Raw genomic sequence first — 13,597 nt, forward strand, 5'->3', positions numbered from 1 at the left:
CCCGGGTCAGTCCAGCGCGGCGCGCCACGTCCAGGACGTCCGCCGCGGCCGCCCCGGCAGCTCACCCCGACCGGTCAGCCAGAGCAGCACCGCCGGCGCGGGCCCGTCCGGGGCGTCCGGGAACAACCGGCGCACCACCGCGGCGCTCAATCCGTCGGGCGGCTGCCACCGCACCCCGAGTCCACGGGTGATGTCGTAGGTGTGCAGCAGGGTCTCGGCCACCCCCATGGCCGCGAAGCCCGGCGGCTCGCACGGCCCGTAGTGCCAGGCCCGACTCTCCGGCGCGGCGGCGTCGAGCGCCGCGCGCAGCAGGCCCGCGCAGGCGGCGACCACCCGCAGCACCTCCCGGGGCGCGGCGGTCGGGGTGACGACGAGGTCGAACGGCAGGTAGCCGGCCTCCGGCCGGCCCGCCACCTGGCCGGCGTAGGCCAGCAGGTCGTGCGCGACGTGCGCCGCGGTGGTCCAGCAACTCCAGGTCAGGTCGCCGGCCGGCACGGTCCAGTCCCGCTCGTCGTACGGGCTCAGGACGGCGGTCATCTCGGCCACCGCGCTAGCCACGTCGGCCCCGGTCATCGGCATCCCCAGACGGTGCCAGCGGTCCGGGCCGGGCACAACCGGAAAAGATCGTTGCCGGGCGCGGCCGCGCGGCACTAGGGTCGGGACCGTGACTGCCGGGTCGGCCATGGGCCACGAGCGGACAGGGCACCCGGCCGGGTCGTGAGCCGGGGGTGGGCCCGCGGCCCGCCGACCCTGCCGACAGTTCCGCCGCGCCTCGGCGCGGCACGGTCACGACCTCGGCTCCCTCATCTCACCGGGCATCAGGTGCCCGTGATCCTGGCTTCCCTCTTGCGCACGCGCCGGCCCGAACGCGGCCGGGGCGCGCTCCCCGCGCGGCCCGCCACCGGCCGGCCGTCGCGTTCTCCGACAGAAAGCAGCGCATGCCGAACGACTTCAACCAACAGATCATCGACGAGTTCCGGGCCAACTCCGGCCGGGTGGGCGGCCCCTTCGAGGGCGCCCGGCTGATCCTGCTCACCACCACCGGGGCGCGCACCGGCGCCCCGCACACCACCCCGGTCGGTTACCTGCCCGACGGCGGGGAACGGATCCTGGTGATCGCCTCCGCCGGCGGTGCGGCCCGGCACCCCGACTGGTACCACAACCTGGTGGCCGACCCGCGGGCCACCGTCGAGGACGGTGTGTTCACCTACCAGGCCCGGGCGCAGGTGCTGACCGGCGCCGAACGCGACCGCGTCTTCGCCCGCGCGGTGGAGGCCGACCCCGGGTGGGCCGCGTACCAGGAGAAGACGACGCGGGTCATCCCGGTGGTGGCGCTGCACCAGGTGGCCGGCGGGCCGCCCAACGCGTCGTCCTTCGGCGCGGGGCTCAAGCTGCTGCACGACGCGTTCCGGCGGGAACTCGCGCTGATCCGCGACGAGGTGGCCCGCTCCGGGCCGGGCCTGGGCGCCCAGTTGCGGATCAACTGCCTGACCGTCTGCCAAGGGCTGCACCACCACCACAGCATCGAGGACGCCGGCATGTTCACCGCCCTCGACCAGCAGCGGCCCGACCTGGCCCCGACGCTGGCGCGGCTGCGCGAGGAGCACCGGCGCGTCGCCGACCTGGTGGAGCGGCTGCGAGCGGTGATCGCCGACGCCGCCGCCGACCCGGCCGAACTGCGCCGCGAGGTCGACCGCCTCACCGACGAACTGGAGCGGCACCTGACGTACGAGGAGGAGCAGCTGATCCCCGTCCTGGACGGCGTCGGCTGAACCCGCCGCGGCGGCGACGGGCGTCCGTCGCCGCCGCGGCCGGGGCCGCCCGCCCGACGGCTCAGTCGTCGCCGGCGTCGTGGGGACCCTTCCCGGGCTGCTCACCCCGTTGGTGGCGGAGCGCGGCCGACCGGCCGCGGGGACGACGGCACGAAGGGCCGGGGGGGCGACGCCGCAAACTGACCGCCGGGTAGCTCTCGGGGAGTCACGTCTGCCGTCTCCCCGCCGCACGGCACCTCAAGACGGCTGCCTATCCGCGATCTGAACGTGGCGTGGCAGTGCCGCCCGAGGTCGATCCGGGTTTCGTGGAGAGGATCTCGCGGGCCTGCTCGGCGGCGCGGGTGATGCTCTCGCCGACGAAGTCGACGAAGCGGGCGATGTTCTCGAGGCGGGCGGCGGCCGGGGTGTCGGGACCGAGGATGCGGACGCCCTGGCGTGCGGTCTCGGCGAGCTGGGCGTGGGATCGGGCGCTTTCGATCATTCCCTGGTACCAGACGTCGTTGTCGGCGACGTAGCGCTCGCGGCGGCGTTCGTCGCGTTCCCGACGGACGAGGCTCTGGCTCTCGAGGAACGTGATCGCTTTGGAGATGGACGCCGGGCTGACCTGGAGGCGCTGGACGAGTTCGGACGCGGTGAGGCTGCCCGCGTCGCTGGTGTAGAGGCAGGTCAGCACCCGGGACATCATCTTGGGCAGGCCCTGGCGCATGAGGAGGGTGGTGAACGTCTCCTCGTACTCGCGCACGGCCTCGGCGTCGCGTCCGTGGGCCTGCGTGGGCGCCTGCGGCCCTCGGGGAGTGGCCTGCCTGCGCCGGTGGGCGCGGCGTTCGGTGGCGCGGTGGGCGAGGTCGGCACGGTAGGCGGTGGGGCCGCCGTTGCGCATCACCTCACGGGTGATCGTCGAGGTGGGGCGGTCGAGACGTCTGGCGATCTCCGCGTAGGCGAGCCCGTCGGCCAGCCCCAGCGCGATCTGCTGGCGTTCCTGCTGGGTGAGCCTGCCGCCCGGCATCGCGATCTCCCTTCACGCTTCCTTGATGCCTCCAGCATAGCGTTCACTCCAGATTCAATGCAACGAAGAGGATCTCCGCCGTTGCATTAAAAACAGAGCCGGTGCAACGATTATTGGGCTCTTACCTGCGATAATGCCGATCCTGTGCAACACAGTCGTTGCCGGATTGTTGAACGCAACGTAGCGTTTCCGCTGTCAGAAACAACAAGCGCAGGAGGAGAACACCATGCAGACCTTCGACACCCCCGCCCCGATCTCCGCCGTTGTCGACATCCCCGCCGGACGCGTCCAGTTCATCGCCGCCGACCGGGCCGACACCACGGTCGAGGTCCTGCCCTCGGACGCCTCGAAGGGCCGCGACGTGAAGGTGGCGGAGCAGACCAAGGTCGAATACAGCGACGGCGTCCTGCGGATCCGCACCCCCGAGCCCAAGAACCAGCTCTTCGGCCCCTCCGGATCCCTGGAGGTCACCGTCCAGCTGCCCGCCGGCTCCCGCATCGAGGCCAAGGCCGCCAGCTCCGAGCTGCGCGGCGTCGGCCGCCTTGGCGACGTCGTCTTCGACGGCGCGTATCGCCAGATCAAGATCGACGAGGCCGCGAGCGTCCGCCTCACCGCGATCGACGGCGACGTCGAGGTCGGCCGGCTCAACGGCCCCGCGGAGATCAGCACCGCAAGGGGCAGCATCCGGATCACCGAGGCCGTGCGCGGCACGGTAGTGCTCCGCACCCAGTCCGGCGACATTTCGATCGCCGCCGCCGCCGGCGTCTCGGCCGCCCTGGACGCCGGCACCGGCTATGGCCGCATCAGCAACGCCCTCAAGAACGACGGCACCGCCGATCTCGACATCCGCGCCACCACCTCCCACGGCGACATCGTCGCCCGCAGCCTCTGAGGAGCACCCATCATGACCAACCTGGCCATCGCGGCGAACGGGCTGCGCAAGTCCTACGGCGACAAGGTCGTGCTCGACGGCGTCGACCTGGCCGTCCCCGAAGGAACGATCTTCTCCCTGCTCGGCCCGAACGGCGCCGGCAAGACCACCGCCGTCAAGATCCTCTCCACCCTCATCTCCCCCGACCGAGCCTCCGGCGACATCCGCGTCGGCGGCCACGACCTCGCCGCCGACCCGCAGGCGGTACGCGCCGCGATCGGCGTCACCGGCCAGTTCTCCGCCGTCGACGGCCTGATCACCGGCGAGGAGAACATGCTCCTGATGGCCGACCTGCACCACCTGTCCAAGCGCGAGGGCCAGCGCACCGCCGCTGAGCTGCTGGCGCGCTTCGACCTCACCGACGCCGCGAAGAAGCCCGCCTCCACCTACTCCGGCGGGATGAAGCGCCGCCTCGACCTCGCCATGACCCTGGTCGGCAACCCGCGGATCATCTTCCTCGACGAACCGACCACCGGCCTCGACCCCGCAGCCGCCACAACATGTGGCAGATCATCCGCGAGCTCGTCTCCGACGGCGTCACCGTCTTCCTCACCACCCAGTACCTGGAGGAGGCCGACGAGCTCGCCGACCGTATCGCCGTGCTCAACGACGGGAAGATCGCCGCCGAGGGCACCGCCGGGGAACTGAAGCGGCTCATCCCCGGCGGACACGTCCAGCTGCGCTTCGAGGACCCCGCGGCGTACGAGCGGGCCGCCGGCGTGCTGCGCGAGACCGTACGCGACGACCAGGCACTGACCCTGCAGATCCCCAGCGACGGCACCCAGCGCGAGCTGCGCGCGATCCTCGACCGGCTGGACGCCGCCGACGTGCACGCCGACACCCTCACCGTGCACACCCCTGACCTCGACGACGTGTTCTTCGCCCTGACCGGCGGCGCCCGCGTCCCGCACCAGCCCAAGGAGGCCCTCCGATGAGCTCCCTCTCCCTCGCCGTACGCGACTCGTCCACCATGCTGCGCCGCAACCTCCTGCACGCCCGGCGCTATCCGTCCCTCACCCTGAACCTGCTGCTCACCCCGGTCATGCTGCTGTTGCTCTTCGTCTACGTCTTCGGCGACGTGATGGGCTCGGGCATCGGCGGCGGCGGTGCGGACCGCTCCGAGTACATCGCGTACATCGTCCCGGGCCTCCTGCTGATGACCATCGGCAGCACCGTGATCGGTACCGCGGTGTCCGTCTCCACCGACATGAACGAGGGCATCATCGCCCGCTTCCGCACGATGGCGATCCACCGCGGTTCGGTGCTCGTCGGGCACGTCGTCGGCAGCGTGCTGCAGTCGATCATGAGCGTGGTCCTCGTGGGCGCCGTCGCCGTGGCCATCGGCTTCCGGTCCACCGACGCCGGCGTCCTGGAGTGGCTGGCGGCGTTGGGGCTGCTCGTGCTCTTCGCCATGGCGCTCACCTGGATCGCGGTCGGCATGGGCCTGGTCAGCCCGAACGCCGAGGCCGCCAGCAACAACGCGATGCCGATGATCCTGCTGCCGCTCCTGTCCAGCGCCTTCGTGCCGGTCGAGGCCATGCCCGGCTGGCTCCAGCCGATCGCCGAGTACCAGCCGTTCACACCTGCCATCGAGACCCTGCGCGGTCTGCTGCTGGGCAGCGGGATCGGCCACAACGGGTGGCTGGCGGTCGTCTGGTGCCTGGGTCTCGCGGTGCTCGGCTACTTCTGGTCGACCTCGAAGTTCAACCGCAGCCCGAAGTAGCCGCCATGACAGCGCGGGCCGCCTCCCGCAGCTCGTCCGCCCGAGGGCGGCGTACTCCGACACCCCGTCGGCGTACGCCGCCCGTCGGCGTTCTCGGCTTCGTTGGGCCCGATCCGCGGCCGGGTCACCGGGATCTGGGAGAGCGTCGACGGCACGGTCCCGTCACGCCGTTCCAGGACGCCCTACGGGCAGCCGTAGCCGACGAGTTCTGCTGGCACAGCCGAGCGCTTCGCGTGCCCGACGCGGTGTGGCTGCCGCCAGCTCGGCCTCCGGCGACAACCCGGTGACGCCTTGGACGAGCAGGCCTTGGACGGCAGCCCACAGATCCTCCACGGCTGGCCGCAACGAGCCGTCGGGGTCTGCCGGCTGCATTATCGGATTGCGATTACCAGTAATCCGATAATGCACTCCGGCAAATCGGGCATAAAGCCGACGCATCATAATGACTGTTCTTGAGCGTAAGGATTTTCGATGGTGTAGCTCGTGGGCCAGGCTGTGAGTGACTTCCCTGACGAGGAGGTTGGTGAGATTTCTCGGTCAGATGTCGGTGCCGAATTCTCATCTCCTGCCAGCGGCGCCGGTGGCGGCGGAACGGGACGCGCTGGTCGCGCCGGCGGGATCGACAGCGGCCGGCCGCGTCCGTCGACGGCGAGGTGGATCTTCGTGCTCAGCCCGCCTCGGGATCGGCCGATGGCCTCACCATCTTGCGCACCAGGCGTCGCCGGACTTGCCGGGGAGCCCTCGTCCGCTATCCGAGTGTGAGCATTGCCTCGGTGACCTCGCCGACCGCCGCATCGGGGATCGCAGTGGCAGCCTCCTCGAGGACGAGCAGCCGTGCCCCAAGGATCTCGCGCGCGATCGCCTCGCCGTTGCCGACGGGGAAGAACCGGTTGCGGCGGCCGTGGACGACGAGCGTGGGGACCTCGATCTCGGGCAGGCGCTCACGCCAGCGTGGTGTGCAGTCGAGCCTGGAAAACACCATGCCCATCTGGTTGGCCATCTGGACCGGTGGTGTAGTGCCGGGCGTGCGGTCCCAGATGCGCGCAGCGATTGCGCGCGCGGCGACGGGGTCGTCGCCGAGGATCTCCGCGCCGGCGGCGGCGAACTCCGCAACCGCCTCGCGGTCGGTCCAATCGGGCATCGGACGCGCGAACAGCCGGCTCATCGTCGCCTGGTCATGGTCGGGGAGGTCATCGTCAGGCGGGCCAGGGGCAACCGCGCGGGTGCCGACCAGGGTGAGCGCCGAGAACCCGCCCGGATGGTCGAGCACGGCCACCTGGGCGACCATCCCGCCGACGCCGATCCCCGCGAGGTGCGCAGGCCCCCCGCCGAACGCGTCAGCAAGGGCCGCCGCGTCGGCGGCGAGGTCGCGCAGGGTGTAGGCGGGCGCCTCCGGATCCGTCGTTGTCGACTCCCCGCTGTCGCGCAGGTCGTAGCGCACCACGCGGCGCCCGCCAGCGGCGAGGCGCTCGCAAAGCGCGTCGGGCCAGGAGAGCATCGTCGGCCCGCCCGCGAGCAGGACGAGTGGCGCGTCGTCGTCACCAAACGACTCCATGCCCAAGGCGATCCCATTGGCGTTGACAGTGGTCATCGGATCACCGGGAGACGTCGTAGGTCAGGTGCGTCGCGGTCGATGTCGAGATCACGCTCCGCTGCACCAGCGTACGCGGCGCTCCGCCGGTGAACAGTGGTGTCCCGGCGCCCAGCACGATGGGCGCGAGGTGCAGCGTCAGCGCGTCGACCAGCCCGGCGTCGAGCGCCGAGCCGATCGTGGCGCCGCCGCCCATGAGGATGACGTCGAGGTCCTTGCCGCTGTCCGACGACGCCGCCTCGGCTCGCTCGCGCGCGGCGGTGACGGCGTCGGGCAGACCGGTGGTGACGAACGTCCAGTCGAGGTTGGTTGTCCACACCGACTCTGGTCGCGAGCTCGTCACGACGACGAACGCGGGCTTGCCGACCTCGCCGGCTCCGTAGCCGGACGTGTCGTCCCAGCCTTTCGGCCCGTCGACCACGTCGAAGAGGTGGCGGCCGAGGACGACGGCGTCCGAGCGGACGGTCCCCTCGCGCAGGACCCGGCGGTCGTCGGGGTCGTTGGAAAACGCCCACCTGTGCAGGGCCTCGCCGCCGGTTCCCAGACCGTTGTCCGGGCTGGGGTCGGGCCCGGTGACGAAGCCGTCGAGAGAGACCGAGATGTCAGCGATGATTCGAGTCATGCCAGGGCAGACCCGATCCGCCGCCCAAACTCATCGCTCACGCAGGAAGCGTTTGGTGAGAAACCTCATCGCGGGACGGGTCAGCCAGGCCGGTGGCTCGGTGGCCGGAAGGCCTGGGTAGCTTCCCTGTCATGAGTGAGGACACCTTCCGCTCGGTGGAGATCGAGCGCACCAGCGTCGGGCAGTACGTCGTGCGGAACGTCCGCGGCGGATCAATGACGATGGGCACGGGCGAGGACGGCAGCTTCACGCCGGTGGAACTGCTGCTGGCGGCCATCGGTGGCTGCACCGCGGTGGACGTGGACCACATCACCAGCCGCCGCGCCGAGCCGACCCAGTTCACCGTCGCAGTCACCGGCGACAAGGTGCGGGACGCGGCCGGCGGCAACATCATGCAGAACCTCAAGGTCGAGTTCACCGTGACGTTCCCGGTGGGCGCGGACGGCGACAAGGCGCGCGAGGCGCTGCCCCGGTCGCTGCAGCAGTCGCACGACCGGCTCTGCACCGTCTCCCGAACCGTCGAACTCGGCACGCCCATCTCGATCGTCGAGGTTTCCGGTTCCACCGGCCACTGATCAGCAGCTCGCCGGCTTCGGCCGACCGTAGCTGGCGCGCGCCTCGGCAACCTGTGCCGCCTGCCGTTCTCGCCACCGCTTCTGCGCGTCCCGGTTACAGCTGCGGCAGACCTTGCGGTAGCGGCCGGTGGCGGGATCGATGTCGCGGTCGTGCCCGTTGCGGCATCGTGGGCGCTGCCTCCGAGGGCGACGGTGCTCGGCGGGGGTGCCCTGGCGGAGGTGGGTCGGCTCGATGCAGTCCGGCGCGCCGCACACGTGCTGGACGTCGAGTGCCGGGTCGTAGCCGCCGACGAAGACGACGAAGGCGGCGATGTGCGCCCACGCCCGGCCCGCGAGCTTCTGATGGACGCCGCGCTGGCCGCCGTAACCGCGCACGACCAGGCAGCCGTCATCGAGGCGCACGGCCCGGTCGAGCAGGTAGGCCCGGAGGGTCTCCTCGGTGAAATGTCGGGACAGCCCCTTCACCTGCGACAGCACGCCGTCAGGATATGGACGGGGTGAGACACCGCACCGTCGGGTGCCTCTGCGGGCGACGGGCGGGCGGTCTGCAAGCCCGGGAAAGGCCCGACGTCCCGGGGCCTGATCCGGGAGCGCCGAGCGCACGGATCTGTTGTGCGGCGGCCACTCGGCGTGGCAGTCTCCTTGGGCCCCGGCCCCGGAGGGAAGCGGTTGCACATGCTGGCGATCCACGAGGTGTCCGTCGGATACGGCGACGCGCCGGCCGTCCTCACGGACGTGTCGGCGACGGTCCGGCCGGGCCGGGTGCTGGCGCTGACCGGCTCGTCGGGCGCGGGCAAGACCACCCTGCTCAACGCGATGGCCGGGCTGCTCCGACCGCGGGCCGGCGCGGTGACCGTGAAGGGGCAGCCGCTGCGCGACCGCGACCACGCGGTGGCCTGCGGGATCGTTCTCGTCCCGCAGGACAACGGCCTGGCCTCGATCCTGACGGCGGCGGAGAACGTCCAGGTGGCCCTCGACGCCGGTGGGGTGGCACCGCCGGAGGCGCGTCGGCTGACCGCCGGGGCGCTGGACCGGTTGGGGCTCGCCGGCCAGGCCGACCAGCTGGTCGAGGAGCTGTCCGGCGGCCAGCAGCAGCGTACGGCGATCGCCCGTGGCCTGGCGCTGCGCGGCGGCGTGCTGCTGGCCGACGAGGTGACCAGCGAACTCGACGCCGGTAACCGGCAGCGGGTGCTGGAGCTGCTGCACGAGGAGGCCCGGCGGGGCGCGGCCGTCGTCTTCGCCACCCACGACCCGGAGGTGGCGGCCGACTGCGAGGCGGAGCTGCACCTGGCCGACGGGCGGGCGGAACTGCTACGGGGGTGAGCGACTCCCGGTAACCGATCGGTATCGAAACTCGTGCGCGGGCCGGTGGCGGTCCGCGGCGCTGCATAGCATGACCGTCCATGCTGGCCGTCATCGTGGGAGCACTGGCCGCCCGCCGGATCCAGGCCCTGGCGGTGCTCCTGCTCGCGGTCCTCGCCAGCGCCGCCGCCGCGGCCGCACCGATGTACGTGGCCGCCGCCGGTCAGGCGCTCGCGAGTCAGGAACTCGCCGCCGCCGCCCCCGACGAACGCCGGCTACGGCTCAGCTCGATCGACGAATATACGGGGATGCCGGCCGATCCCGGCGTCGCGGCGTTCCGTGGCCAGGTCGAGCCGTTCGCGGCGGCCGGCTTCGACGTCGTGCTCGGCGCGCAGGCCGGTGGCGTCGCCGCCGGCCCGGCCGGGACGGTGACCTCGAACCTCGTCTTCCGGCAGGGCATCTGCGAGCGGGTCGCCGTGACCGGCACCTGCCCGAGGTCCACCTCGGACGGCCAGCGACCCGAGGTGATCGTCAGTACGAGCACCGCGGCGCATCTCGGCGTGACCGCCGGCGGCGAGGTGACCTTCGCCGGTGTGCCGCTGCGGGTCGCCGGCGTCTATCGGCCGCTCGACCCGGCCGCCCCGTTCTGGCTCGGCGACGAGTATCTCCGACCCCCGGCACCAGGCCCGGCGACCGCCTCCGCCGTGGGCAGCGCGCAGGACGCCATCTTCACTGCCGAGTCCGCCCGCCTCGCCGACCCGGAGGCCCTCCTGCAACGCCCGACGGTCGACCTGTTCGTCACCGAGGAACTGGTGCGCACCGGGTCGGCCGAGGCACTCGATGCCGCCGTCGCGAATGCGGCACGCAACGCCGCGCATCAACGTCTCAGCGTCGGCACCAGCCTGCCCAACCTGCTCGACCGCGTCACGGTGCAACGCGGCCAACTGGCCGTCGGCGTGACCCTGGGCGCCGGGCTGCTGGTCCTGCTCTGCTGGCTGGTGCTCTTCGTGGCGGTCAGCTCGGCGGCCGACGTGCGCCGACCGGAGCAGGGCCTGCTGCTGCTGCGCGGCGTGCAACGCCGGCGCCTGTGGCTGCTGGCGGTCGGCGAACACGCCGTGCCCGCGCTGGCCGCCATCCCACTGGGCTGCCTGGCCGGCCTGGCCGCCGCGGACCTGCTCGCCGCGCGCACGCTGACCGGCGGGGCCGGGACGACGCTCGGCATCGCCGCAATCGGCTCCGCCACGCTCGCTGCCGCCGGCGCGCTCGCCGCCGTGCTGCTGGCCCAGGCCCGGACCTTGTCCGCACCGGTCGTCGACCTGCTGCGCCGGGTACCGGCGCGGACGCGTGGCTGGCGGGCGAGCATCGGTGACGTCGCGGCAGTGTCCCTCGCCGTGGCCGCCGTGGTGCAGTTGCGCGCCGGCGGGCCACCCACCGGGCTGGCCCTGCTGGCGCCGGTCGTCGGTGCGCTCGCCGTGGGTGTCCTGCTGGCGCGGCTCGCCATGACCGTCGGGGCGGCGGTGGGCGCCCGACTGCTGGCCCGGGGCCGGACCGCCGTCGGCCTCGCCCTGGTGCAGGTGGCCCGGCAGCCGCGGTTCCGGTCCCTGATCGCGCTGCTCACCGTGGTGGTCGCGATGCTCGCCTTCACCGCCGCGACGCGGCAACTCGCGGCGGCGGCCTACGCGGACCGGGCAACCGTCGACGTCGGCGCTCCCCGGGTGATCGGTGTCGACGCGCTGTCCCGCGGACATCTGCTGGAGGCCGTCCGGGCCACCGACCCCGAGGGGCGGTTCGCGATGGCGGCGGTGACGACGAACGCGACGAACAGGTCGGACGTACCGATACTCGCCGTGGACTCCGACCGGCTGGCGACGGTGGCCGCGCCGCACCCGTCGTACGGCGTGGGGCTGGCCGACATCGCCCGCACGCTGCGTCCGGACCCACCGGCGGCGCCGGTGCCGCTGCGCGGCCGGCTGCTCACCGTGACCGTCACCGCCGACTACGACGAGGACGTCTTCGCCGGCTTCGCGCCCCGCCTCTTCGTCTTCGTCGCCAGCCGGTCCGGCACCCGCCAGATCAGTGCCGGCCGCGCCCTGACGCCGGGCCGGGCGGAGTATCGCCTCCCGGTGCCCGAGTGCGAGACGCAGTGCCGGCTGATCAAGTTCGAGGTGATCGCCCAGGTCACCCCGCAGCCGCTGCGGATCCGGCTCGAGGAGCTGCGTGACGGTGACGGCGACACCGTCCGGATGACCGGTACGGAGCTGGCCCGGGCGGAGCGGTGGCGGTCACCCGGCGCCCAGGACGTCTCGCTCTACGGCACGGGCGTCAGCCCCGCGCTGGTGCTGGATGTTCCGGAGGGCCGCTGGCCGGAGCCGATCCGCATCGCCGTGGCCGACACACCCGACCCGCTGCCCGGGTGGCTGACCCGGTCGAAGGGAACGCAGCTCGGCTCGATCCGGTACGACGGCCTCGATTCGCTGCCGACCGTGGCGCTGGTCGCCGGATTCGCCCATCGGCTGCCGCGGCTCGGGGAGGCCGGGCTGCTGATCGACCTGGAGTACGGCGATCGGCTCGCCGCCGGCGGCCAGACCGGGACCAAGGAGGTGTGGCTGGGCCCGGCGGCGCCCGCCGACGTGCTCGACCGGCTGCGCGCTCACGGTCTGGTCGTGCGGTACGAGCGGACGATCGCCGCCGAGCGCCAGGATCTCGCCCGCCGCGGTCCCGCGTTGGCGTTGGGATTCAACCTCTTCGCCGCGCTGGCCGGAGTCCTGATCGGGGCGGCCGGCCTCGTCGCGACGGCGGCGGCCGAGCAGCGTGTCCGGGTCGCCGCGATGGTCGCGCTCCGGCGGCAGGGGTTGCCCCCGCGCGTCCTGCGCGGCGGGTACGGCTGGGCGGTCGCGGTCGCCACGGCGGCGGGCGTGCTCGCCGCCGCGGTGATCTGGATACTCACCCGGGACGGTCAGCGGCTGTTCAGCGACGGCCGGTCGCCCGTGCCGGTGCCCGCCTGGCCGGAGGTCGGTCGGCTGCTGGTGGTCACGGCGCCCGCGGTCGCGGTCTTCGCCGTGACCGCGGTGGTCCTCGGCCGGCTCCTCGCCGCCTCGGTGCGCCGGCGGACCGGCCGATGACCGCGACGCCGCCCGGCGGGGGCACCTCGGTCACCTGCCACCGGCTGATCCACATCTACCCGGTCGGCGCCGGTGAGGTGGTCGCGCTGTCCGGGGTGGACCTGCACATCGCCGCCGGGGAGATGCTGGCGCTGGTCGGCCCGTCCGGCTCCGGCAAGTCCACTCTGGTGTCGATCCTCGGCGGCCTGATGCGGCCCAGCGCCGGGCGGGTGTACGTGGGCGAGCACGAGCTGTCGCGGCTGTCGGCGGGCGAGCTCGCCGCGCTGCGCGGAACGGTGGTCGGCACGGTGTTGCAGGGCGCGGAGCGCAACCTGCTGCCGTACGTGTCGCTGTCGCGCAACCTCTGGCTGGCGCAGCGACCCGCGGCCCGCCTGGCCGGGCGGCGACTGGATCCGCCGGAGGCGATCCTGGACCTCGTCGGCCTCGCCGGCGCCGGCGCCCGGCAGGTCGGCGAGCTGACCCCGGGGCAGCGGCAGCGGGCCGCGCTGGCGCAGGGGCTCGCCGCGGGGCCCGGGCTGCTCCTGGTCGACGAGCCGACCAGCCAGCTCGACGGTCCCGGCCGGGACGAGGTGCTCGCGGCGCTGGAGACGATCAACGCCGAGCGGGGGACCACCGTCGTCGTGGTGACCCACGACGGCGAGGTGGGCGCCCGGCTGGGTCGGGCGGTCACCATCCGGGACGGCCGGGTGGGCGCCGAGGGGCGCGGCGGCCGCGACTTCGCCGTGGTGGCCGGGGACGGCACGCTCCAGTTGCCGCCGGAGACACTGGCGGCCTTCCCGCCCGGCACGCTCTTCGCGGTCGAGCACACCGACGGCACGGTCACGCTGCGGGCCGGTGCGACCCCGGCGTCCACCCCGGACGGCCGCGAAGCCCGCTGAGCCCGCCGGGCCGACGCGCGCCGCGGCGCTGAAAACCGGAGGCGGCGGGCCCGGCGTCGGCGGTACGGTCCGCCG

12 protein-coding genes and 2 pseudogenes are annotated in these 13,597 nt (G+C 73.0%); 8 read left to right on the plus strand and 6 right to left on the minus strand.

Annotation, left to right across the window (positions count from 1 at the left end):
* Positions 1 to 6 precede the first annotated feature (6 nt).
* Positions 7 to 573, minus strand: a complete 567-nt coding sequence (locus ACVCAH_RS14715) for a maleylpyruvate isomerase N-terminal domain-containing protein (RefSeq protein ID WP_447136786.1) — start codon at positions 571 to 573, stop codon at positions 7 to 9.
* A 365-nt stretch (positions 574 to 938) separates the two neighbouring features.
* Here ACVCAH_RS14715 and ACVCAH_RS14720 point away from each other — a divergent pair, with 365 nt between their 5' ends.
* The gene (locus ACVCAH_RS14720) at positions 939 to 1,772 is read left to right on the plus strand and encodes a nitroreductase/quinone reductase family protein (protein ID WP_447136677.1); all 834 of its coding nucleotides are present in this window, start codon (positions 939 to 941) and stop codon (positions 1,770 to 1,772) included.
* A 250-nt stretch (positions 1,773 to 2,022) separates the two neighbouring features.
* Here the strand turns inward: ACVCAH_RS14720 and ACVCAH_RS14725 are convergent, their stop codons facing one another.
* Positions 2,023 to 2,778 carry a helix-turn-helix domain-containing protein gene (locus ACVCAH_RS14725; RefSeq protein ID WP_447136678.1) on the minus strand — a complete coding sequence of 252 codons (756 nt, stop codon included), beginning with the start codon at positions 2,776 to 2,778 and terminating at the stop codon, positions 2,023 to 2,025.
* A 226-nt stretch (positions 2,779 to 3,004) separates the two neighbouring features.
* On the opposite strand from ACVCAH_RS14725, the gene ACVCAH_RS14730 reads away from it, so the two are divergent.
* From ACVCAH_RS14730 to ACVCAH_RS14740, 3 genes and pseudogenes are all read left to right on the plus strand, one after another.
* Positions 3,005 to 3,670 (plus strand): DUF4097 family beta strand repeat-containing protein, encoded by a 666-nt coding sequence (locus ACVCAH_RS14730; protein ID WP_447136679.1) that lies wholly within the window; start codon positions 3,005 to 3,007, stop codon positions 3,668 to 3,670.
* A 12-nt stretch (positions 3,671 to 3,682) separates the two neighbouring features.
* Positions 3,683 to 4,644: pseudogene (locus ACVCAH_RS14735) on the plus strand (ATP-binding cassette domain-containing protein).
* Positions 4,641 to 5,432, plus strand: a complete 792-nt coding sequence (locus ACVCAH_RS14740) for an ABC transporter permease (protein ID WP_447136680.1) — start codon at positions 4,641 to 4,643, stop codon at positions 5,430 to 5,432. The pseudogene ACVCAH_RS14735 and the gene ACVCAH_RS14740 overlap by 4 nt, the downstream one beginning before the upstream one ends.
* A 623-nt stretch (positions 5,433 to 6,055) precedes the next feature.
* Here the strand turns inward: ACVCAH_RS14740 and ACVCAH_RS14745 are convergent.
* From ACVCAH_RS14745 to ACVCAH_RS14755, 3 genes and pseudogenes are all read right to left on the minus strand, one after another.
* Positions 6,056 to 6,139 (minus strand): annotated as a pseudogene (locus ACVCAH_RS14745) (IS5/IS1182 family transposase); the annotation flags it as partial.
* Positions 6,140 to 6,180: 41 nt separating this feature from the next.
* On the minus strand, positions 6,181 to 7,023 hold the full coding sequence (locus ACVCAH_RS14750) for an alpha/beta fold hydrolase (RefSeq protein WP_447136681.1): 843 nt from the start codon (positions 7,021 to 7,023) through the stop codon (positions 6,181 to 6,183).
* 4 nt (positions 7,024 to 7,027) lie between these two features.
* Positions 7,028 to 7,645 carry a dihydrofolate reductase family protein gene (locus ACVCAH_RS14755; protein WP_447136682.1) on the minus strand — a complete coding sequence of 206 codons (618 nt, stop codon included), beginning with the start codon at positions 7,643 to 7,645 and terminating at the stop codon, positions 7,028 to 7,030.
* A 131-nt stretch (positions 7,646 to 7,776) separates the two neighbouring features.
* On the opposite strand from ACVCAH_RS14755, the gene ACVCAH_RS14760 reads away from it, so the two are divergent.
* The gene (locus tag ACVCAH_RS14760; RefSeq protein ID WP_447136683.1) at positions 7,777 to 8,220 is read left to right on the plus strand and encodes an OsmC family protein; all 444 of its coding nucleotides are present in this window, start codon (positions 7,777 to 7,779) and stop codon (positions 8,218 to 8,220) included.
* Here ACVCAH_RS14760 and ACVCAH_RS14765 read toward each other — a convergent pair whose 3' ends face one another.
* Positions 8,221 to 8,697: an HNH endonuclease gene (locus tag ACVCAH_RS14765; protein ID WP_447136684.1), complete on the minus strand. Its 477-nt coding sequence runs from the start codon at positions 8,695 to 8,697 to the stop codon at positions 8,221 to 8,223. It abuts the gene before it with no gap.
* Between the two features lie 198 nt (positions 8,698 to 8,895).
* Between ACVCAH_RS14765 and ACVCAH_RS14770 the strand changes: the two genes are divergently transcribed.
* The 3 genes from ACVCAH_RS14770 (at position 8,896) to ACVCAH_RS14780 (ending at position 13,522) form a co-directional block, all read left to right on the plus strand.
* On the plus strand, positions 8,896 to 9,543 hold the full coding sequence (locus tag ACVCAH_RS14770) for an ABC transporter ATP-binding protein (RefSeq protein WP_447136685.1): 648 nt from the start codon (positions 8,896 to 8,898) through the stop codon (positions 9,541 to 9,543).
* Positions 9,544 to 9,623: 80 nt separating this feature from the next.
* Positions 9,624 to 12,644 carry an FtsX-like permease family protein gene (locus ACVCAH_RS14775; protein ID WP_447136686.1) on the plus strand — a complete coding sequence of 1,007 codons (3,021 nt, stop codon included), beginning with the start codon at positions 9,624 to 9,626 and terminating at the stop codon, positions 12,642 to 12,644.
* Positions 12,641 to 13,522 (plus strand): ABC transporter ATP-binding protein, encoded by an 882-nt coding sequence (locus ACVCAH_RS14780; protein ID WP_447136687.1) that lies wholly within the window; start codon positions 12,641 to 12,643, stop codon positions 13,520 to 13,522. The genes ACVCAH_RS14775 and ACVCAH_RS14780 overlap by 4 nt, the downstream gene beginning before the upstream one ends.
* Positions 13,523 to 13,597 lie beyond the last annotated feature (75 nt).

This window comes from Micromonospora sp. LZ34, from assembly GCF_052981855.1.